Annotated in this window: 18 protein-coding genes and 1 pseudogene; 3 read left to right on the forward strand and 16 right to left on the reverse strand. The window is 31.6% G+C overall.

What is annotated here, in order from left to right; translation table 11 throughout:
- Nucleotides 1-49: 49 nt before the first annotated feature.
- From KEC93_RS25240 to ltrA, 11 genes are all read right to left on the reverse strand, one after another.
- A complete protein-coding gene (locus KEC93_RS25240) occupies nucleotides 50-235 on the reverse strand; it encodes a plasmid mobilization protein (protein WP_012061165.1) in 186 nt (61 codons plus the stop codon).
- A 352-nt stretch (nucleotides 236-587) separates the two neighbouring features.
- Complete coding sequence (locus KEC93_RS25245) at nucleotides 588-1,073, reverse strand: PTS sugar transporter subunit IIA (RefSeq protein WP_012061166.1); 486 nt, start codon at nucleotides 1,071-1,073, stop codon at nucleotides 588-590.
- Nucleotides 1,074-1,081: 8 nt separating this feature from the next.
- Complete coding sequence (locus KEC93_RS25250) at nucleotides 1,082-2,407, reverse strand: 6-phospho-alpha-glucosidase (RefSeq protein ID WP_077868157.1); 1,326 nt, start codon at nucleotides 2,405-2,407, stop codon at nucleotides 1,082-1,084.
- A 60-nt stretch (nucleotides 2,408-2,467) separates the two neighbouring features.
- On the reverse strand, nucleotides 2,468-4,063 hold the full coding sequence (locus KEC93_RS25255; RefSeq protein WP_077855407.1) for a PTS transporter subunit EIIC: 1,596 nt from the start codon (nucleotides 4,061-4,063) through the stop codon (nucleotides 2,468-2,470).
- Between the two features lie 128 nt (nucleotides 4,064-4,191).
- Nucleotides 4,192-4,950 carry a MurR/RpiR family transcriptional regulator gene (locus tag KEC93_RS25260; protein WP_012061169.1) on the reverse strand — a complete coding sequence of 253 codons (759 nt, stop codon included), beginning with the start codon at nucleotides 4,948-4,950 and terminating at the stop codon, nucleotides 4,192-4,194.
- A gap of 630 nt (nucleotides 4,951-5,580) precedes the next feature.
- Nucleotides 5,581-6,531 carry a DUF4179 domain-containing protein gene (locus tag KEC93_RS25265; RefSeq protein ID WP_077855406.1) on the reverse strand — a complete coding sequence of 317 codons (951 nt, stop codon included), beginning with the start codon at nucleotides 6,529-6,531 and terminating at the stop codon, nucleotides 5,581-5,583.
- 691 nt (nucleotides 6,532-7,222) lie between these two features.
- The gene (locus KEC93_RS25270; protein ID WP_077855405.1) at nucleotides 7,223-7,570 is read right to left on the reverse strand and encodes a DUF2326 domain-containing protein; all 348 of its coding nucleotides are present in this window, start codon (nucleotides 7,568-7,570) and stop codon (nucleotides 7,223-7,225) included.
- Nucleotides 7,571-7,745: 175 nt separating this feature from the next.
- Nucleotides 7,746-8,912 carry an alpha/beta hydrolase family protein gene (locus KEC93_RS25275; protein ID WP_077855404.1) on the reverse strand — a complete coding sequence of 389 codons (1,167 nt, stop codon included), beginning with the start codon at nucleotides 8,910-8,912 and terminating at the stop codon, nucleotides 7,746-7,748.
- 327 nt (nucleotides 8,913-9,239) lie between these two features.
- Complete coding sequence (locus KEC93_RS25280; protein ID WP_077855403.1) at nucleotides 9,240-10,292, reverse strand: HAMP domain-containing sensor histidine kinase; 1,053 nt, start codon at nucleotides 10,290-10,292, stop codon at nucleotides 9,240-9,242.
- A gap of 4 nt (nucleotides 10,293-10,296) precedes the next feature.
- Entirely contained in the window at nucleotides 10,297-10,989 is a 693-nt protein-coding gene (locus tag KEC93_RS25285; protein WP_077310227.1) for a response regulator transcription factor, read from the reverse strand.
- 801 nt (nucleotides 10,990-11,790) lie between these two features.
- Nucleotides 11,791-13,206 (reverse strand): group II intron reverse transcriptase/maturase, encoded by a 1,416-nt coding sequence (gene ltrA / locus KEC93_RS25290; RefSeq protein WP_077870066.1) that lies wholly within the window; start codon nucleotides 13,204-13,206, stop codon nucleotides 11,791-11,793.
- 866 nt (nucleotides 13,207-14,072) lie between these two features.
- On the opposite strand from ltrA, the gene KEC93_RS25295 reads away from it, so the two are divergent.
- The 3 genes and pseudogenes from KEC93_RS25295 (at nucleotide 14,073) to KEC93_RS25305 (ending at nucleotide 18,376) form a co-directional block, all read left to right on the forward strand.
- A complete protein-coding gene (locus KEC93_RS25295) occupies nucleotides 14,073-14,510 on the forward strand; it encodes a MarR family winged helix-turn-helix transcriptional regulator (protein ID WP_041900644.1) in 438 nt (145 codons plus the stop codon).
- 1 nt (nucleotide 14,511) lies between these two features.
- The gene (locus tag KEC93_RS25300) at nucleotides 14,512-16,761 is read left to right on the forward strand and encodes an ATP-binding cassette domain-containing protein (RefSeq protein ID WP_077869620.1); all 2,250 of its coding nucleotides are present in this window, start codon (nucleotides 14,512-14,514) and stop codon (nucleotides 16,759-16,761) included.
- 466 nt (nucleotides 16,762-17,227) lie between these two features.
- A pseudogene (locus tag KEC93_RS25305) lies at nucleotides 17,228-18,376 on the forward strand (tyrosine-type recombinase/integrase).
- A 985-nt stretch (nucleotides 18,377-19,361) separates the two neighbouring features.
- Here the strand turns inward: KEC93_RS25305 and KEC93_RS25310 are convergent.
- From KEC93_RS25310 to KEC93_RS26800, 5 genes are all read right to left on the reverse strand, one after another.
- The gene (locus tag KEC93_RS25310) at nucleotides 19,362-20,672 is read right to left on the reverse strand and encodes a hypothetical protein (protein ID WP_077869619.1); all 1,311 of its coding nucleotides are present in this window, start codon (nucleotides 20,670-20,672) and stop codon (nucleotides 19,362-19,364) included.
- Nucleotides 20,673-20,760: 88 nt separating this feature from the next.
- Entirely contained in the window at nucleotides 20,761-21,519 is a 759-nt protein-coding gene (locus tag KEC93_RS25315; protein WP_077869618.1) for an N-acetylmuramoyl-L-alanine amidase, read from the reverse strand.
- Nucleotides 21,519-21,743, reverse strand: coding sequence for a phage holin (locus KEC93_RS25320; RefSeq protein ID WP_077869621.1), 225 nt, complete (start codon nucleotides 21,741-21,743; stop codon nucleotides 21,519-21,521). The genes KEC93_RS25315 and KEC93_RS25320 overlap by 1 nt, the downstream gene beginning before the upstream one ends.
- 7 nt (nucleotides 21,744-21,750) lie before the next feature.
- Nucleotides 21,751-21,957 carry a BhlA/UviB family holin-like peptide gene (locus tag KEC93_RS25325; protein WP_026886724.1) on the reverse strand — a complete coding sequence of 69 codons (207 nt, stop codon included), beginning with the start codon at nucleotides 21,955-21,957 and terminating at the stop codon, nucleotides 21,751-21,753.
- 81 nt (nucleotides 21,958-22,038) lie between these two features.
- A complete protein-coding gene (locus KEC93_RS26800) occupies nucleotides 22,039-22,143 on the reverse strand; it encodes a CD1375 family protein (RefSeq protein WP_274597740.1) in 105 nt (34 codons plus the stop codon).
- Nucleotides 22,144-22,379 lie beyond the last annotated feature (236 nt).

Raw genomic sequence — 22,379 nt, forward strand, 5'->3', positions numbered from 1 at the left:
TGCTTGTCTATACTTTATATACAAGCAGGTAAAACTCAAGATCAACTTACTATTTTTTGGATTCTAAATTCAAATTAATATCTCCATTTATTTCAGATAATTCAGATTCACTAATCGATTTCATCATATTAAATAGCATAAATTCTGTAATAGTCATTCCTTGCTTTCTAGCCATTCTTTTTATAGCTAGCTTCTGTTCTGTTGTAACTCTGAGCATTATGGTAGCATCTTTCATCGTATCCCCCCATTCTACGTAATGTATATAATGTAATTACGATTTATACATTACATACAATATCACACTTGTTTTACATTTTTTGTAAAAATATAGCATAAAAATTATAAAATCTCTCGACTTCTTTCGTATTTTGTTTTTTATATTATATAAACATTATCACTTTCGTAAGTCACTCCAGTATATAGACTTGACTCTCTTGCCAGTATATTGATTTATACAAAGGATTATTTAACAACTATAATCTTAGAGAATAAAAAATAATCTAGAGCATATATTCGCATATTATACTCTAGATCATTTAAATCAACCTTCATAATTTATCATTTTAATTTATTGTATCTTTAACAAACTAGTTGTACTCTAGTAGGATTATCTCATTTACCTTCATATCCAAATCAATATGAATATCCACAATTTTATGATTATTAAGTTCTGATATTACCAGCATAGTAATATCGTCTAAGCCCTTTTCCTTAATAAATTTTCTGTCAAAGCTTAAAAGAAGATCACCTTTTTTTACTGCGTTTCCTTCTTCGCAATATAGTTCAAAACCTTCTCCGTTTAGAGCTACAGTATCAATTCCCACGTGAATTAGAAATTCTACTCCATCTTTGGTCCTTATTCCAACAGCATGCTTACTTTCCTTCATAACTGCCGCTATCGTTCCATCACAAGGTGAATATATTTTTCCTTCACTTGGTTTAATCGCAACTCCTTCCCCCATCATTTTTTGTGAGAACACTTCATCATTAACCTCACTTAGGTCAACACTTACACCATTAGCAAAAGCATAAAATACTTTATTCTTATTTTTATTAAACAAATTCTTAAACATACATACTCCTACTTTAATTCCGGCCAATAGCCCTTATTAACTTCAATAAGATCATCTAATAATAATTTAGCAACTCTAGCACTTGGTACAGTCTTAGATAAAGTAAGTGCCTGCCATAATTTCAAATAGCTATTTTCAATCCATGCCTCAACAACTAATTTTTCTACTGATACTTGTTGCTCCATTAATCCCTTTTGGAATTGTGGAATTTCTCCTTGTGCTAAAGGTTCTGGCCCATCACTTCCAACAATGCATGGAACTTCAACCATAGCTGTAGAATCAAAATTAGAAATAGCACCTTTATTCTCTACTATACATAGCATTCTTTCATGTGTGTTATAGGCAATTGCTCTAGCTAAATCTACTATAAAAGTTGCATGAGCATCAATATGGAATTCTCCGCCTTTTGCTGTTCCTGCCTTTGTGATAGCACGTGCTGCATTAAATACATCTTTTTCTCTTCCATCCATTACTTCGTTTGCCCTAGAATATTCTGCATTAGAATGTTCTACAACATAATCAGGATATAGATAGTATTTTAAATAAGTATTAGGTAAAAATCTTGGATCTACTGCTAATAAATCTTTTGCTTTTTTATGAGTTTCCTGCCAGCTTGGATCTGTATGTTGTGTTTCTACTTCTTTTACTGTTAAGTAGCCATTTTCTGCAACATAAGCTTTAATTCTGTCTGTTAAATCATTACCTTGTTTATCTTTAACGCTAGTCCACCATCCAAAGTGGTTTAATCCAAAGTATTTAACTTCCAAATCACTTGGTTCTAAGTCCACAATACCAGCCATACGACGAAGTGTTCCAACCGGCATGTCGCAAATGTTTAATACCTTCGAATTTGGTTTTAATCTACGGCAGGCTTCAGCAACAATTGATGCTGGGTTAGAGTAATTTAACATCCAACAGTCTGGTGAATATTTTTCCATCAAATCTATTAACTCTAACATACCTCCTATACTTCTCATTCCATAAGCAATTCCTCCTGCTCCACAAGTTTCTTGACCAATCACTCCATATTTTAAAGGAATCTTTTCATCCTTCTCACGCATTTCATATTTTCCAACACGTATATGGGCCATACAGAAATCAACATCTGTAAATGCTTCTTTAGGATCTGTTGTATAAGAAAATTCGATATCTAGTGCATTTTCTTTTAATACAATTTCTAAAGCTTCACCAATGACACCTTGACGCTCAGCATCATTATCATATAATTTTAATTTTCTAATTGGAAAACGGTGTAGATTATCTAATAGCATCATAACTATTCCTGGAGTGAATGTGCTTCCGCCTCCTGCAATAACAATAGAATGTTTTTTCATATATATTACCTCTTTCCTTTAATTTATATTATTCTTCAAATATTTCTACAATTTATATTATTATTCTCCTACAATTCCTAGTGCTTCATCTACTATAGATCTTATTCTAGTTACATGTAATCCATAAATTACTTGAACATTTTCTCCTTTTTTAACTACTCCTGTAGCTCCTGTTCCCTTTAATGTAGCTTCATCAACTTTTGATGTGTCATCAAGGATTAATCTTAGTCTTGTGAAACAGTTATCTACTTTTTTAATATTTTCCTTTCCTCCTAGGGCCTCTATTATTACAAGTGCTTCATTTCCTGATGTTGATTCTTTATCTCCAGACCCTTGGCCTCCTGTTACTTTATCCTTATAATCTTGCTTAGTATAAAGTTTAACTTCTTCATTACTTTCTTCTCTTCCAGTAGTCTTTAAGTTAAGCTTAACTATTAGAAATCTAAATATTACATAGTAAACTGTGAATTGCACTACACCTACTAAAATAAACATTGGCCAACCTGTTTTCTCTATACCTAATGGTAAATTATAAAGTAAGAAATCTATAAATCCATTAGGTGCTATAGCCCTTACGTTTAATATATTTAAAGTTACCATTCCAAGACCGCTTAAAACTGCATGTACCCCAAATAATATTGGTGCTGTAAATAAGAATGAAAATTCTATAGGTTCTGTAACACCTGCTATTATTGAAGTTACTGCTGCTGGTATAAGAATCGCTCTAGCCTTCTTTTTCTTATCAGCATCAGCTGTGTGATAAAGTGCTAAACACGCTCCTACTAATCCAAACATCTTTGATAATCCTCTAGCATCCCATATAACTGTACTGGATAAAACTTTAATTGAAGGATCTGCAATTTGTGCAAAATAAATGTTTCTTGCTCCTTCTATCGCCTTTCCCCCTATAGTCTCTATTCCTCCAAGCTGACTATATAAGAATGGAGTATATACCAAGTGATGCAATCCTGTTGGTATTAAAAGTCTTTCTAGTGTTCCATACATAAATACTCCAAAATTACCACTCTTTTGTATGTAATATCCTAAACTTGATATTCCCCACTGTACTGATGGCCAAACATAAGAAAGTATAACAGCTAATACAACAACTACTGGAATTAATATTAAGAATACTAATCTTGAACCCCCATATATTTGAAATGCTCCATTAAATTCTTTCTTGCAATATTTATTATGAAAATACGCTACCACTATACCTAAAATTATTCCTAAAAAAACTCCCATATCCAAAACTTGAGTCCCTAGTACAATCGCCTGACCAGAACCTCTTAAATTATCTGGATTTACTAACTTCCCTGATAAACTCAAGAAAATATTCATGGCATTATTAAATATTAAATATACTAATACTGATGTGAAACCTGATTCTGCTTTTTTCTCTTTCGCAAGTCCTACAGCTAAACCAACACAGAATATTATTCCAAGGTTTGATAGTATAGGAACCAAGGATCCTGATAATATTTTTCCAAATCCAAATATCACACTATTCTTTAAGAACGGTGCATATTCTGCTAATTTGGTATTTGTGAGAATATTTCCAAAAGCTATTAATATACCTACAATCGGAAGTATTAATACTGGAATAAACATAGCCTTAGAAAATCTTTGCATAGCATTCATAATTTTATCCTTCATATATTCCACCTCTTATCAATTATTGTGTCATCCATAGGCTCATTATATATACGTTTTCATTTAATTGAAATAGATTGCAAGCATTAAGAAACCTGTTAGCTTAAAAGATAACAGGTTTCTTAATTTGACTATTTATTTTCTTTTCTTGTTTCTTGATAATATCTGTAGATTAAGTATTCCATAAACATAAGCATATTTGCAAAAAACGAGTTAGGCAGCACATTACTGTCATCTAATTTATGCATATCAAATATCTTAAATGAAATATCCGAAAGAGCTGAAATACTGTTTTCTACTTCCTTTGTGAAGGAAATTACTACTTTATTTTTCTTCTTCGCCACTTGAACCTTATCTAATACTTCTTTAGTCTCTCCAGACTTTGATATTACTATTAATGTTTCCATGTCTTCTAGATTATTTTCAAAACTCCCCTTAGAATCTATTAATATGCTCTTTATCCCTACCCCAAGCAGCTTTTTGTTAAAGTATTCTCCAGTGATTTCAGAGTAGCCTCTTGCATAAATAAAAATATACTTTTTGGTTCCACTTGCTAATATTTCTATAAACCTTTTTACATTTTCCTCATCTGTATATTTAGATAAAAACTTAATATCAGTACCTATTAATGCTTCTGACTCTTCTATAATTCCCGTGCCACCACCATCTATTAGTGGTGTTATATTATAAATCATATCTATAAATCCTGTAAAACCTAATTTTTTTGAAAGTCTCATAATAGTTGATGTAGATGTGTAGTTTTCAGCAGCAACCCCTCTAACGCCAAGATCCATTACACTATCAATATTATTGATTATATATTCTAATACTTGTTCTTCTATCGGTGTGATTTTTTTATTATTAACAATTTTGCTTAGATCAACTTTCATTTTTAATCATCCTCTAATTATTATACGATTTCAATAGTTGCAATAACATTATTGTAATACATTACTATCTTATTATTCAATCTTAGCACACTATTATATATGTTGTCATAACTACTTTCTTGTTCTTATATTCTATTCAAATACTTTTATATGGCATTTGTAATATAATCTGCTTATAAATTGCTTATCCAAACGTAATACTTATTTTAGTATTCTTTTTTATATCATTAGTATGGTTCTTATACCTCAATTACCTTATACAAAGTCTAAATTTCCATAATCTTATCTAGAAAAATATATACTGTATTGCTTGTCTATACAATATACACAACATTTAATTTATAAAAATTTTATTTTATCTACTTAGAATTCAAATGCTTAATCTATATGTAATTATAGCTATAGAAATATACTCCTCGAAGCTTATTTGTATTTTAGTATTCAAATATGAAAAACATATTATTAACTTATATGAACACTGGATATTCCTCACTGCGAAATTAGTTTATTTATATAATCCAAATCTAAAGTATTTTCAATAATATACTTAATCTTTTTCTCATGATAATTATCCTAAATAAGTAAAGAAATACTTAAAGTTCTTATTACTTTAAGTATTTCTTTTACTTATTATCTTATATTTATTGTAATGGCTTTATCATAATTGCTAATAGTAGGAAATTTTCTAGGATATGCTGTATCAGGGTTATTAAAAGAAGTTCTTGGGATTATCGTTACACTTCTCATATCAGTTGTGTCAACAAAATAATTTAACATTATACTTTTATCAGATCCATGACCATCTGATTCCTTAATCTTATTTCCTTTATCATCCGTAAGTTCCCATGATGCCATATCTGTAGTATCACTAAAACTATCGATATCACTGCCTCCTGTAAATTCAATTCGGTATGGGAATATTTTTATATTGTGCACATATAGTTCATGGCCATCTATTACTAGAGTCTGATTAATATCCTTGGCTAAAATCGGCTTGTCTATTTGAGATGCGCCAATTGCAAAATTGAATTTCCAATTCCCTGTTACATACGAGTCAATATTGGATGTACTAGTTACCCCTATCCTATCATAATCTATTGAAATATTTAAATTTTGACTTGTATCTATATTGTCTAAGTAAATATGTGTCACTATATCACAAGTTCCATCATCGTTATGGATATAATCGTACTTAAATTTATTTGTTTCATTATTTATTATCTTTCTATTAATAGATATACTTGGTTTCAACTCTTGTGCATAATCACCTCTTTCTTTACTATCCAAATGTGTTGTAAAAGTAAGCATATGAGTATCTGCATAACAATCAGATAGAGTAACCTTAATTCCCTTATCTTCAACAGTTTTTCCAATCACTATTTTAGATTTTTCAGGTATTGAATAATTTTCTTTTTCTGAAACAGAATTTCCGCTAGCATCTTGAATTGCAGATGTATTATTAACTACTGCAGCACTAGAATATTGGCAATTACCTGCAGTAATTACTGAAATAAGTGCAATTGCTCCAATAAGTAAACTTTTAGATTTTTTATTTCGAAAACCTACTTTTATTTTTTTCATTATCTTATTCCTCCCACATAACTTTTCATTTTTTTGATATCACTGCAAGTCCACTTTTAATAATAATTAAAAATGATCTTCTGTTATCATTCGTTTTTTATTGACAGCCTCCTTTCTTGTTGTAAATAATATTAAATTATACGCCTAATTTCTATTTCATACAAATAATTACATATATTGAAATAGCTTGTTGGTAGATTTGAGAGAAAAACACTATCTCTTATCTCTTGATTCCTCATCTCTTTTACATTTATAAATCCAAATTCTTTGATATAGGATGCTAGCATTTAATATCAAGTATTAGCGTATATATGCACTAAACTCCTAAAATATTTATCTATATTTTTTTGACTTTCCTTTTAAGAATCAGTATGAAAACTTTTGTTCATTTTTTTGTTTAATTTCTTATTATTTTTTGCTTATCAAAATAAAATAGTACAACTACAGTACAATTTTAAGCTCTATTTCTTTTTCGCCTAACATGATTTTTATTTCCTCTACTTAATTTAATATTTACTTTGAGTATTTTTATTTTAGTTCCTCTAGTTGTTCCTTTTTATATAATTTCATCATCGTTAGTACCTCTTCAAAATAGAAAAAGGAATACTCAAAGTTCCTATTACTCTAAGTATTCCTTTTATACCAAATTGTAATATATATTTGATTATATTTTTTAATTCACTAATATATACTAACTTACACTCCAAGAAATTTTTCTTCTGTCGAAAGCCTTAATACAACTTCTTCCTCTTTCTATTCCAAGTTTCTCAATTCCATCATTCAGAATTAGAAATATGTACTGGCCCTCAAAGTTACGTGTCTCCTTAACGATATTACTTAACTCCATTAAATCAATATTTTCTAATTTATCATGAATTTTAAAAATTGGCATATGATATACCTTATTTATAATTAACTTAACATGAACTAAATAAAAACAAGTGATCATTGCTTTCTTTATTCCAGTTCCAGGCTTTCCATTAATTCCAATTATCTTAACAGGAATTTCATCATCATTATATTTTAAATACAGTGGCAAATGGCTATCCTACTACTACATAAGTTAATTCTTCAAAATAATCATCTAAATTTTCTTTAATAGCTTCCGTATCCTTAAATTAAAATATCTCGCTATATGCTTTCTAACAAGCACGGTTCCACCTGTATAAATGTAAGTTTCATAAACTCCACCTTCTGATTAACTTAAAAATATCCTAGAAATCACTTGGTCTAGGTGCAGAAGGTCCAAGACCAATAGAACAAAGCCAATTCAGTACTACCTCATGCAGCACATTTATGTTGTCTACCTGGCAGTGCTCTAATCCGCCAAGTCTTCTATCCTCTATGGCGAAGAACGTCTTGTTTTTCGAACCAGCCTGCTCGTAATTTTTAAGAGCTTGTGTTAGCGGATTGGGCTGAACCAATATCTCTTCCGCACCGTGCATCACAAGAAGTGGGCATTCTATCTGGTGAAGCACGCCCTCAAGATTGTAGGCAAAACGAGGATTTCCTGCAAAGTCATCCAAGCTTTTTGCGCCCAAAATTCTCATGCCGTGAGCAGCTAAACTTGGTGGCATCCATTTTAGCATTGCCTCCCAGTCAAACGCGTGAGTTCCTCCGTCAGAGATGACGGCAGCAATCCTGTTGTCGAATGCAGCAAATCTAAGGGAGTCATATGCCGCAAAACTCTCACCATGAACAATAATCTTGTTAGGATCCACTTCAGGTCTAGTTAGAAGAAAGTCAATTGCTCTTGAATGAAAAGCCTCGCTGTCAGCTCTTCTGCCCTTTCCTTTTTCGTACATTGAAAGACCAGTTCCAGGCTGATCATAGACCATAAAGTTATATCCACACGAAATAAAGGCAGGTCCTAACCAGAAATAGTTCTCAATTGACCACTCATCACCACCATTGAGGGCCAAAATTGTGGGCTTCGGACCTTTTATCCAATGAGGTGAGAAAAAGTACCCATCCAACTTGACATCTTCATAATCTACTTGGATTTTCTCTGGTTTTACATCAAAGTACTTTCCAGCAGCTTCAAAGAGTTCATTTACTTTCCTAAATATACGAAGTTTCTCGGCATCATTATCCATCACAGCATATTCAGCGATTCGGTGGTAATTGCAAGCACGAATGTAACAGTTACGTGCTGTATACCAGTTTCCAACCGCTTCTGCCTCCTTACCATGCCTTTCCAAAGCATCTGCTGTTATGAGCCATTCCCTATGCCATGTTTCCTTATCATTTGGATCTATTTTTTTGCATGCTTCATAAATCTCGGTGACGTCAGCAGCACCAAGACTTGCCAAGCCTAGAGCTTTAGTTACTTGATATGACATCATATAGTTGTTTGGCCAACGGCTAAATTCAATTGACATTGCAGTATCCTCCTTCTCTAGTTATATTTATTACTTCCATCCTTCTCTGATTAAGCATAAGAGTACATGTTTCGAAATAGCGGCACCTATCTATGTCCGTGCCACGAACTTGATTCTCTACCATATCATTTCCTCCTATCAATTTACTTGTAGTTTTTAAGCTACAAGTAAATTTTACGATATAAAAATAAAGCTGCCCTAAAAGGAAAATAAATCTTTATAAAGAGAATGTAAAAAATTATAAAGTATTAGGAAGCAAAAAAGCCACTGCCGGTGTTCTCTACGTTCAACCAACAGTGACCTTTAATTTATTTTAGAGAAATAAAATTAGCATTGTACAAGTGGAAGGCTGAACTTTATACCCAGGCCACCATATTCAGAAGAATATGCATAGATTTCTCCACCATGATATTCAATAATTGATTTACAGCTTGCTAGTCCAAGTCCTATCCCACCATTTTCAATTTGCCTGGATTTATCCACAGTGAAAAATTTAAAAAATAGTGAAGATATATCCTTATCCGGTACTCCAATCCCATTATCCTCAATTTCAAAATAGGCATAAGCCCCTTGTGAGTATCCAGTCATATACACTTTCAACTCATTTTTTCCTCCATATCTTACAACATTACTGAATAGATTACCAAAGACTCGACCTATCATAATCTCATTGACCATAAGCATCATATTTTCCTTAAATAAATGTTTGTAAATAAGCTCATAGTCAAATCCTGATAGCTCATGTTCATATTCTAGGGCAATGTTCTCAAATAATTTTGATGCATTAACGGGTTTCACGGTCATGGATTCTAAATTCAGTTTCTCTTTGATGAAGCTTACAAAGTCGTTGATAAGTTCAGCCATATATTTTGACTTTTTTTGAATCAACTCATAATATTCCTGCTTTTCATTTTCTGGTAGACCCTTTTGCATGGCTAACAGTTCAGCAAAACCATTAATAGATGTTAATGGTGCTTTTAGATCATGAGCAATGGCAGCAATCATATCCATTTGCTCTTTGTGTGCTAGTTGGAGCCTCTTTTCCATATTATTAAAATGATTATAAAGGTCTCCAATTTCATCATTACTCCTTAGCGCAAGTGGCGGCAATGGATGCACAATATTTATTCTTTCTAGTCTGGAATTAAGTAATCTTATTGGTTCTTCTATACAAAAATGGATATACATAATTAAAATAATAAAGATGAAACAGGCAATAGCGAATATGGGAAGGAGTAATACTATATATGATGGATCCAGTAATGAACTAGATATAGGTGAATATTCTGCAAAGATAAACTTCAAATAGATTCCAATTGAAGCCATAAAAACTATAAACATAACCAGAAATAGTAAAGGAAGCTTTATTTTCAGTTTCATATTATCACTCTCTTTCCTTGTACTTATATCCAATTCCCCAAATTGTTTTAATAAAATCATATTCAGGACCAAGTTTCTTACGGATATTTTTTATATGAACCGTTACAGTATTTAATTCTCCGTATTCGTCTCCCCAGACATATTCATATATCCGCTCACGAGTCAATACATTATTGGGGTTATGCATGAGCATGGACAATATTTGAAATTCCTTTGTTGATAAGTTAAGCTTTTTGTTATTTAGAAATGCTTCAAAAGTCTTATCATTCAAAATGAGAGGAGAATCAATCTTTTCTCCATTTGGACTAAGTTCATTCCACTCTTTAAACAGCCTGTCGACTTTCCTGAAGTTGGCCCTTATCCTGGAATTAAGCTCCTGAATACTAAAGGGCTTTGTCATATAATCATCTGCCCCTATTTCGAGCCCAACGATTTTATCAATATCCTTATCCCGGGCGCTTAAAAACAGAATTGGAGCATTATAAGATTTTCTGATGCTTCTGCAGACATCAAGGCCATCCATATCAGGCATCATTATGTCAAGAATGATGAAATCAATATTATTTTCTTTCAATACACATAAGGCTTCTTTCCCAGAATATGCCGAAATAGTTTCAAATCCTTCATAGCTTAAACTCTTTGTTATAAGTTTTACTATATCTTTATCGTCATCTATAACTAATATCTTTTTTTGCACTTTTGCACCTCCGATCTGCTTCAATAAACGTTCTCTTCTACAGGCTTTCCACACAATACTATCTCATTTATGATTATCAAGGATGATAAATTTAATGCCTTTTCAGAAGTAGTATTTAACGAAAGTGAAATCTTATTATGATTATCTGCTCTTGTTATAATTGTTCCAATTCATTTGCGAATGTCATTTTTCTCATTTGAATCAGCATAATTCCACCATAATATATTGACATAAACACCAATAAATACAATGACTGATACAGTTAATGAGCCGAGGATCACTTATATATATTTCAGGGATTTTCAAATAAAGTACCATAGTACCCTATATAAAAAAAGTATAGCACTCTTTTTTTTAATATTCAATTAGATACTTATTTTATTTCATGGTGCCAAAAAAGTAATAAATTCTTAAGTAAAAAATATATAGAATCATAGAAATATGTTATAACAAACTAATTCTTAAAATAATTCATCATTATTCCCCCATATCTGTATATATTTTTATTAATCATATTACACTTAAGTACTTTTATATGGCGTTTATATAGATATCCAATCATAATTTATTTGATATGTCTTAAATTTATAGTGTAATATTCTTTTTTATACTGTTCATATGGTATTTATACTACTATTACCCTATGGCTTTAATAGAACAAGAATACTAAAAAAATAATTGTATTGCTTGTATATGCAATATATACAAAACTTCAATCGAGTAGGAGGAAAACAATTATTTTGTTTTCCGACCTCTCACACCACCGTACGTACCGTTCGGTATACGGCGGTTCATCAGAATTTAATGCATCATTTGATATGTTTGTGTTAGACTAATAAATCCTATAGATTCTAGATATTTATTATTTAAAGATTTGCTCAAAATCGGGCTGTTGGAAATTCTCCAATAGCCTTTTCTTGTATTAGCGTATTCCCATGCTTTGTATTTATTAATTCCTAATTTAGCTAGATTTCTTTGCTTGGTGCTAATCTTCTTCCATTGTTTCCATATGCAAGCTCTTAGTCTTCTTCTAATCCATTTATCTAGTTCCACTAGCCTTCCGCGTGCGTTAGCAATTCCATAGTAATTAATCCATCCTCTTGTAATTTGATTTAATTTAAGTAACCTATATTCCATGCTAATTCCTTTATTTCTGTTAGTATAGAATTTAACCTTTTCCTTGAATCTCTTTATGGATTTCTCATGGATCCTTATTTCTGCTCCGCTTTTCGAGAAGTAAAACGAAAATCCTAAAAATTTTCGTTTAGATACAAAGTCTACTGCACTTTTATCCTTATTTACTCTAAGTTTTAAATTATTTTCAATTATATTGGTCATAGATTTCATTACTCTAAGCCCTGCTCTTTTGCTTTTGACATATACATTATTATCATCTGCATATCTGCAAAATTTGTGCCCTCGCCTTTCAAGTTCTTTATCCAATTCATCTAACATTATATTTGCTAATAATGGACTTAACGGACCACCTTGTGGTGTTCCTTCTTCACTTGTTACTGAAACCCCATTAATGAGGATTCCGCTTTTGAGGTATTTTCTTATTAATGATAACAATCTTTTGTCTTGTATCTTCTTTTCAAGTTTACTCATAAGAATATCATGATTGACTTTATCAAAGAATTTCTCTAAATCCATATCTATAACCCATCTATTTCCTTGATTTATATATTGTTTTGATTTCCTTATAGCATCTTGTGCTCCTCTGCGAGGACGGAATCCAAAGCTATTCTCGGAAAATAAAGGTTCATATATTCTAGATAAAACTTGGGCAATAGCCTGTTGAATCAATCTATCTTGTACAGTTGGTATGCCTAATAATCTAATTCCACCATCTGGTTTGGATATTTCTTTTCTCCTTACAGGTGATGGATTATATCTATTTTCTAGTAGTTTAGCTTTAATTGTTTCCCAGTGTTTCTTGATATGCTCACGAAGTTCATCGGTCTTCATTCCATCGACACCATGGCTACCTTTATTACTAATTACTCTTTTAAGTGCTAGAAGCATATTATTTCTTTCTAGAACTTCTTCAAGTAATCTACTAGTATCAAATGTTCCATCGTTTACGCTTTCTCTATTTGGTAAAACCATAGAATTACTCCGCACCTTTGATTTACCTTGAAGTTCCACTTCTACTTCCATCACTTGGTCTCTATATTGAGTTTTCTGCTTTCTTTGTAATTGCTTTGATTTATCCAAAGTTGTAAACCTCCTAATGTTCAGTCCTTCATCCGCTATCGCGTTTAGCGGAGTTACTATGACTTCTGCTGACTTCTGATAGTTCAGCTATATATCACTATATAGGTTGTATCCTAGAAATTTAATTCATTTGGCACTTATCTATCAGACCTCCCCAGGTAAGAGCACGCACTTTCACCTCATCTATCTGCCACATTTACTCATTCTGTTTCGGATAGTTATTGGGCTTTACTTTGTATGGCAAGTTTACCCACAGAATTGAGCCTCAGATGTGATTCGTATTCCTCAGACCAAGGCTTTGCCGCCGACTTCCTTCAGATTCCACCTTGCGATGGACACCCTTGTCTTAAGCTAATGGTTAGCACTATCAGCCCCCATTACGGACTTTCACCGATTAGCGCGTGCCCATGCTGGGCACACCATAAAATAAAGCACCTATATTTCTATAGATGCTTTTATAACCTACGATTTCTGGATTCGATTAAATCATTTCCCTCTTAGTATTTGTTTCCCTCTAACCACTAGTATTCAAGCCATTTTATCAGTTCTATTACAGCTTAGTATTTTCTATAATTTGTGCAATTCACTGCATCATTATTGCACCATTGATTTAATATTTGTTTAGCAAGAACATACCTTTCTTATTATAATAATGCCAAAAAACTGCAGCTTATTTATTCAATTAGCTACAGGCTTTTTATGGTAATCCCAACGGGATACGTCAAGCATATTCAACTATGTTCATCTATATTGATTTACTATTGTTATTCTAAAAATAGTTTCCATATTGCAATCATTTTGCAAAAATGTTAAAATAGTTTCCATAAAGAAACTACTTTTATAAATATTAAGGAGATACTTACTTTATGAACAAACAATTATATACTTCTAAATTAGAAGAGGGATTATCGAGACTTCAATGTGAACTTGTTGCCGAAAGGAATACGATAAATACAGAGAATATTTCTTGGTTTCAATATGATTTATTAGAATCCTTATATCACACAAATGGAAGTCGCCCTGCAGAATTAAGCATTAACTTAGGTGTTTCACGTTCTAAAATATCTAAGGGATTAAAAGCTCTTAAAGATAAGGGATATGTAAAACAAGAAAAAAGCGATTCCGATGCAAGGGCTCTTTGGACAGCATTAACAGATAAAGGTTTCAAGTTTTTAAAAGAAATAAAAAAAGGTCATGAACATTTAGCTAAAATTGCATCCTCTGCCTTAACTCCAAGTGAACAAAAACTTTTTGCTGAGCTATGCCTAAAAGTGAGCAGTGTTTTTGAAGAGAGAAGGCGCTAATATGTCAAAAGAAATGATTGAAATCTTCCATGCAAATGAAAATAATCTTAAGGATATATCTATAAATATACCCAAGAAGAAAATTACAATAATTACAGGTTTATCTGGTTCAGGGAAGTCTTCTCTAATCTTCGATACCTTAGCTGCTGAATCCCAAAGGATGTTAAATGATACATATTCCTCTTATGTTCAACAATTATTGCCCCACTATGGCAGGCCTAATGTTGAAAAAATTAACAATCTTCCTGTTTCTATAATTATAGATCAGAATAAAATAGGAGGAAATGCACGTTCAACAGTTGGTACCGTCACTGATATATATACCTTACTGCGTCTTCTATTTTCTAGAATAGGGAAACCTTTTGTTGGCTACTCAATGAATTTTTCTTTTAATAATACAAATGGTATGTGTCCTTATTGCCAAGGATTAGGAGTAATTAAAGATATTGATATTCATAAATTAATAGACTTTGACAAAAGCTTAAATGATGGTGCTATTAAGTTTCCAACATTTCAACCCGGAGGATGGAGATTAAGTCGTTATACAGAGTCTGGTTATTTTGATATTGAAAAACCAATTAAAGATTACTCAGATTTAGAACTTAATACTCTACTTTATGAAGAAGAAAAAGCTCCTGATAATCCTACAAGTAATTGGCATAAGACAGCAAAATATATTGGACTTATTCCAAGAATCAGAAACTCATTCTTAGAAAAAGATCAAAAGCAATATAAAAAAGAACTTGAGCAGCTTGTTGATGAACAAATCTGTCCTCATTGTAATGGAAAACGTCTTAATGATACTATTTTGTCCTGCAAAATCAATGAAAAGTCAATTGGTGATTGTACTGATATGTCAATAAGTGAATTGAAATCTTTTCTTCAATTAGTCCATGAACAAAAAGTTCAAACAGTTATTGATGATATTCTCAAGCGTTTATGTACATTAGAAGAAGTGGGATTAAATTATCTTACATTGAATCGTACAACTAATACTTTATCTGGTGGTGAATCTCAAAGAATTAAAATGTCAAAACATTTAAACAGCAGTCTGAGTGATGTTCTCTATATATTCGATGAACCTAGCATTGGATTACATCCTCATGATATAACTGGTATAAATAAGATATTCAAAGGGCTTAAAGAAAAAGGAAATACAGTTATAATTGTGGAACATGATCCTGATGTAATAAATATAGCAGATCACATTATTGACATGGGGCCTGAATCAGGAGTTAAAGGTGGAGAAATTACTTTTGAAGGTACATATAAGCAGCTCTTAAATAGTGATACTTCCACTGGAAATGCTTTATCTAATAGACATGAAATAATTACAGAAAATAAGGAGTTTCACGAATTCTACGAGCTTAATAATGCAAATATGTTTAATTTGAAAAATATTTCTATAAAAATACCTAGGAATGCCTTAACAGTTGTAACTGGAGTAGCCGGTTCAGGTAAAAGTACATTGATTACACATCTTTTCCTTGACAAGTATCCAAACAGCATACTCTTAGACCAAAAAAGAGTCCATACCTCTTCTCGCTCAATACTCGCAACATACATGGGCTTTTTTGATAAAATTAGAGCTATCTTTGGTAAAGCAAATAGTAAATCACCTTCACTATTCAGCTTTATTGGAGAAGGTGCATGTCCTTTGTGTAAAGGAAAAGGTATAATAAAAACAGATTTAGCTTTTATGGATGATGTTGAAGAAACTTGCGAATTATGTGATGGAACAAGATACAAACAAGAAATATTAAATTATAAGTACAGTTCATATACAATAAGTGATATCCTTAACCTCTCTGTTGATGAAGCTTTGGCAGTCTTTATTGACAAAGAGCTAAATAAAATATTGTATACTATTTCTGAAGTAAATCTAGGGTATATTAAACTCGGTCAATCTCTTGACACAATGTCAGGTGGAGAACTTCAAAGATTAAAAATTGCTGTAACTCTTTTAAATAACGCTGGGGAAATTTACATATTGGATGAACCAAGCACAGGCTTGCATGAGTCAGATATAAAGAAATTGATACAGTTATTTAATAAATTAATTAATAAAGGAAAAACAGTTATAATATTAGAACATAATTTAAGTATAATGTGCCAAGCTGACTGGATTATTGATTTAGGTCCACTAGGGGGCTTTAATGGAGGAGAACTTGTATATATGGGATATCCTAGTGGCATTACAAAATGTTCTTCATCTTTTACAGGAAAAAGATTATTGGAATATATATCTTAAAATATATATTAAGTAAGATAACTGTATATTTTATTTAATTTTAGGTATTTTTTAGTATTAAATAAATTTATTAAACTATACTTATATTATGATACTTTATTAATAGCATAAGTGCCTTAATCATTAGTTATTCTAGTATTAAAGGCACTCTACTTACAAATTTACTTATACATATATAAATTTATCACTTATTCTTAATGATAAATTATTAATACTAACTTGTATAATGTATTAAATATTATTACCGTTGAAAAAATCTCCATTGTTTCCTTCTTTATCGTCAAAGCTTTAATTGCAATTCTTTTATGGTCTTTCTTATACTTATCAATGGCATATTCTTATTAAATCAAGTATACTTATCCTTTAGTTATGATATTGTTCACCCTCCATTATCCCAAACCTATTTCGTATTTACTTTAGATAAAACTCATTAATGAAATCTATTTTTCTTCATATAATTTAATCTATCAAAGCCAATTGGAGAGCTACAGTAAGCCTTGGATACACAAATGGTAAAAAGAACGTTGAAAGAAAGCAAGGCTTTAAAACTAAAAAAGAAGCTTAAGCATGGGTTACTGGAATCTTATCAAAAAGAAATAAAGGATTTATTGCTCCAACTGAAGGTAATACCTTATTTAAGGATTATATATTAAAATGGTTTGACGAATATAAATCTAAACACATAAGCATAAATACCAAGACAAATTATAAGTCAAGAATTGATACTCACATAGTGCCAAAATTGGGCGGATACAAGTTAAATAAAATTACTAATGCAATCATTCAAGATTTTTATAATAGCCTTATAGGAGAAGGCCTCAAGCCTTCCAGTGTAAAAAAAATCATGGAAACTGTTAATGGTGTTTTAAAATATGCTCAAAAAAGTAAGTTAATATATAACCTACCTACTGACATAGAAAAGCAGCCTATGAATAAGCCTAAAGTCGAGTTTTGGACTAAAGAGGAAATTGATTTTTATTTAGATAAGATTCACGATTCATACCTCTACACACCAATTTTAATAGAAATATTTACTGGCTTGCGTGTTGGAGAGCTCTGTGGAATAAGATGGTATGATATTGATTTCGAAGATAGGTATCTAACTGTTAATAATCAGGTTATTTATGATAGAGAATTAAAAATATTGGTATTTTCAGAGATATTAAAGACTGATACAAGCCATAGAAAGATAACTCTAGCTAAAATATTAACTGATTATTTAAAATCAATTAAATGTGATGCACTTGATACTGATTTTGTAGTATTAGATCGTGAAGGTTCAATGTGTGATCCTAGAAACCTATCAATGAATTTCACTAAATCTATACACAAATATAGAAAATCTATTGATGATTTAAAAAGAGAAGGTGAAAATATTCCTCAAAATTACATGCAGCTCAAACAGATAACATTTCATGCCCTCAGACATACCCATGCCACGTTATTAATATTTAATGGCGAAAATATTAAAGTTGTATCTGAAAGACTTGGACATAAAAGTATATCTGAAACATTAGACACCTATACTCATGTCATGGATGATATGAGAGATAATACTGCTGCATTACTTGATAATATATTTAAATATAAACCCCTTAATGATGATAATAAATAACTCTAATTTGTGGTCACTTTTAGTCATCTTTTTACTTCAAATAAACTTTTGGTCATCATTTCGTCACCTTTTTAATAAATAAAAACGGCTTAACCATTGCAGTTAAGCCATTCTTCTTTGCACATTGGTACTCCCAGCGGGATTCCTTCCATGCCTTTCAATACATTCTATAAAGTTCTAAAGGGTGCTATTCTACTACGTTTCAAAGCATTTTATACATTAAACAAAAGCCATTAAAATTGCTCTAAAATTGGAGAATAAACACCGAACAAACACTTTTTTATATTATTTTTTACTCCTAAAAATTATCCACACTTAAGTATATTTCTATTCTTAGTTGCATAATAATTTTACGAACTTTATAGGCGTCTAGTGACATCTATAATATGATAAATATATACGCTAAAATAATGGAGGGAAGCAGAAATAGAATTTAGTAAACATAATAAAAGAGATTGGTAAAGTTTTCGACGCTCTAACCAATCTCGCACTTAAAATAGGTACTTTCTTAACCGCTGTTGTAATGGTTTTGAAAAGCCTAAAGAAATAATCTTCGAGGATCTGCCCCCATTAGATTAAATATATACTAAATCAATTCTCAAATCAATATGGGTGAATTACTAAAATCTATATTCTATATATTACAATTCTTCATTGTGATCATAGGACTGAAATTAACCTTTACTAAAAAGCATAATTAACCCCTAACGTGGCAAGTAATCTGCTCGTCACATTAAATCCAGGCAGAACAATAAAACTTAAAATCTTATAATTTTAGATGGTAATCATTATCAAATTATTATGATATAATAATAAAACATAAGGATTTTTCATTGAAGATTTAATTATTTCAAGAACTTAGCATCCAACGAAGTTTTTCTTAGGAGGCATTGAATTATGCAATATGCAAATATTGGTAATATTTACCATAACTTTATACCCTATAATTATTATAAATCATTCATATAAATTTTAATTTCTCTTACTAAATCATTTTACCGTCTGCACCTAATCTATATCCATCTATTGTTTTATTGGTTACCATAGCACCCTCAGGATCAAAATAGTACCAGTCACCACCTATTTGAATCCATTTATATCTTACCATTATGCCTTTTTCATCTAAATAATACCATTTAGTTTTAGCGTCATTTTGTCTCCAAACACTTTTTTCTATTCTTCCTTCTGAATCTGAATGATACCATCTGTAGGCACCAGTATCTCCCCACTCATTGCAAGCTATATACATTGGGTGGTACGATGTGCCTAAAGATTTATCCAAATTTATAAGTATTTCTTCGTTAGTATCTGGATCGTTTATTACACTCGAAGAATTCTCATTGTATCCAGTGTGATATTCTATATATGTTTTTCCATTAATTTTTAATTTAGCTTTTTGGCGTGCTATATATCCATATTTATCTGTTACAAACCAAAGACTTTCACCTCCATCTGAGTTAATTGATTGAATTATTTGGTTTTTTGCTATCGTTCCGTCTTTATTAAAATATTTAAAGGCGTCTGTACTCGATCCGTCTACAATATATTTTTTTGCATTCCTATCAGAAGCTCCATTAGGAATTTCTACCTCATCTAGAATCCCATCTTCATTTTTATCAAATATACTTTCAACAACTCCATCTACTGTTGGAATTTCCTTAAAAAGTTCTCCCGAATCTCTAAAAAGGTAAGTTTTATCACCTTTTACTAAGAAGTGTGTTTCTGGGACACCTCCATTACAATAATACGTCTTACCTGCAAAATTTAGCCACCCCTCGTGTGGTGAACCGTTAGAATCAATATACTTTAAACCACCAGGACCTTCGGTTGTCCATCTTCCGCTTGCTCCTACTTGGGATGAATTCAAATCAGCAACTTTACTTTCTTCTGTACTATCTGTAACTTCATTTTTTGACGTTTCTTCTAAATCGCCAATCTGGATTTTATTCCCATCTTTATCTATATAAGAAACTGCATCAATTTTAGCACGTGACTGTAATTTACCATCATTTCCTATAAACAATGCTATAGAATTTGATGTCAAACTATTTGGATCAAACACTTTAGATACATCACCAGTATAGTATGCGTCACCCTCATCATCTCTATAATAAAAATCATGAACATTAGCAGATACATTCTCAATATCGCCACCTTTAAAATATATAGAAATCGTACTCATCGTGTTTATCTCATTTTCTTGACCTTTAGCACTTACTCCTATTGTATTTAATAAAAATAGTGGAAGTATTATTGATCCGATAGCTGTATTCTTTCTTAATTTACTCTTATTCATATTTACCCCCTATAAATTCTATAGTCATTCAGTATTATTCACATTTTACTATATATTTCAATAATCTTCTACATTATTCCATAAAAACTTACCATTTTATTTCATAGAACCATGATTCTAATTTATTTTTCAACTCATTACATTTGCTCATATCCAAATATTGTGTTTCGATCCAGATCCCTTTATTATTGCCCCTCACGTAGCACGTAATACCATTGAAATACTTCAAGACATTATTTATGTTAACCCCATCATATGAAGCTGATTCAGGCGGCAAATAGGTTGTAATTACATAGCCTTTGTTTGTTGCTGCGGCGGCTGGATCTGCTGGTATATTTGAATCAAATGCATTGCAAAACCTATGGGCCAAAAGTTGCCAGCTACAACCCCTATAAATGTCCATGTCCGTTTCGCTATCACAAAAGCATATTTCAAATATTATGTTGCCAGCTGCAATATGGTTCATTTCATAATCTTTTACATATTTTACACCCCTGTTAGTGAATCCCAACGATCCAAAGTTATTACATAACCTTTGGGCATATGGAAGGGCCTTGCTTGATTCTGATGAAACAAGCGCTTCAACCCCATGGCCTGATCCATCAAAAGCATTCATATGAAGGCTTACAAATAGATCCACATTAGCGGCATTTGCTGCGGCTGCTCCTTCAGATAATTCAGCATTTGCGTTGCTGCCATTGCTATTACAATCTATAACAGTATGGCCATATTGTATTAATAGATCCCTAACATATTTGAAATATTGCTGCATTTGTTCGTATTCATTAACGATCCCAACTGCCCCAATACAATTGGAGCTATGCCCGCCCCTTAATCCTATTTTCATTATTGCAATTCCTCCTTTGTTACACTATCGCTCATTCCTGTTGTGCTATTGTCCACAACGATTCCTAACATTGTTAGAACTCCAAGCACTGTGTTTACTATATCATTCCAATTATCAGGGAATATTTTAAATCCTAATTGTTGGCTTAAAAGTACAATTGCACTTGCAATATACACCCAAAAACTCTTATTTTTTAATCTTGCCTTTAAATCAATTTTATTCATATCATTTCTACCTCTTTTCATTTATTTTGCTTTTGATCTCTCTTACATCTTCCTGAATATGTTCAACTAAATTAAATTTTTCTGCCAAAGTATCTAATAAATTTTGATACCTCGCTTCTCTTTCGCCTGTGGTCCTTAATACATAAACCAGTAAACACGCAAACATTCCATACCCCAGGCCCTGTTTTAAGGCCATATTAATTAATTCATCCATAACACACCTACTCATTCAACATTAAAAAAGGCCATAAAAAAAAGACTTATCAAAAGTCTGTTATTTAGGCCATGACATTTATTATTGAGCTGCTAAAATCGCCGCTACTCTATCTCTCCATAATGGCGGCACTTCTTCGATTGTCATTATCCCCTCTTTTATTCTTCTAACATATATAACAACCATTATTTTGCACCTCCTAACATTGCTGCAATCTCTACAAGTGCGGCTTCAAGTTCGTTTAATCTTGCTTCAACTGGATCAACTTCTTTTGCTATATCAATATATTTGTAGTATAGTTCATTATGCTCTTTATCATATACCAGTATTGATTGTTTCCCCTCGACCTCAACAATTTCAGGCTCATTTTTATCTAATACATAGCCTTCATTTACATCAAATTCATTAAGATCATAATTAAA

The sequence above is a fragment of the Clostridium beijerinckii genome (assembly GCF_018223745.1).
Lineage (GTDB): Bacteria > Bacillota > Clostridia > Clostridiales > Clostridiaceae > Clostridium > Clostridium beijerinckii.

Coding starts and splice junctions, on each gene's coding strand:
- KEC93_RS25240 (WP_012061165.1), bottom strand. CDS start 235: ATGAAAGATGCTACCATAATGCTCAGAGTTACAACAGAACAGAAGCTA.
- KEC93_RS25245 (WP_012061166.1), bottom strand. CDS start 1,073: ATGTTTAAGAATTTGTTTAATAAAAATAAGAATAAAGTATTTTATGCT.
- KEC93_RS25250 (WP_077868157.1), bottom strand. CDS start 2,407: ATGAAAAAACATTCTATTGTTATTGCAGGAGGCGGAAGCACATTCACT.
- KEC93_RS25255 (WP_077855407.1), bottom strand. CDS start 4,063: ATGAAGGATAAAATTATGAATGCTATGCAAAGATTTTCTAAGGCTATG.
- KEC93_RS25260 (WP_012061169.1), bottom strand. CDS start 4,950: ATGAAAGTTGATCTAAGCAAAATTGTTAATAATAAAAAAATCACACCG.
- KEC93_RS25265 (WP_077855406.1), bottom strand. CDS start 6,531: ATGAAAAAAATAAAAGTAGGTTTTCGAAATAAAAAATCTAAAAGTTTA.
- KEC93_RS25275 (WP_077855404.1), bottom strand. CDS start 8,912: ATGTCAATTGAATTTAGCCGTTGGCCAAACAACTATATGATGTCATAT.
- KEC93_RS25280 (WP_077855403.1), bottom strand. CDS start 10,292: ATGAAACTGAAAATAAAGCTTCCTTTACTATTTCTGGTTATGTTTATA.
- KEC93_RS25295 (WP_041900644.1), top strand. CDS start 14,073: ATGAACAAACAATTATATACTTCTAAATTAGAAGAGGGATTATCGAGA.
- KEC93_RS25300 (WP_077869620.1), top strand. CDS start 14,512: ATGTCAAAAGAAATGATTGAAATCTTCCATGCAAATGAAAATAATCTT.
- KEC93_RS25310 (WP_077869619.1), bottom strand. CDS start 20,672: ATGAATAAGAGTAAATTAAGAAAGAATACAGCTATCGGATCAATAATA.
- KEC93_RS25315 (WP_077869618.1), bottom strand. CDS start 21,519: ATGAAAATAGGATTAAGGGGCGGGCATAGCTCCAATTGTATTGGGGCA.
- KEC93_RS25320 (WP_077869621.1), bottom strand. CDS start 21,743: ATGAATAAAATTGATTTAAAGGCAAGATTAAAAAATAAGAGTTTTTGG.
- KEC93_RS25325 (WP_026886724.1), bottom strand. CDS start 21,957: ATGGATGAATTAATTAATATGGCCTTAAAACAGGGCCTGGGGTATGGA.
- KEC93_RS26800 (WP_274597740.1), bottom strand. CDS start 22,143: ATGGTTGTTATATATGTTAGAAGAATAAAAGAGGGGATAATGACAATC.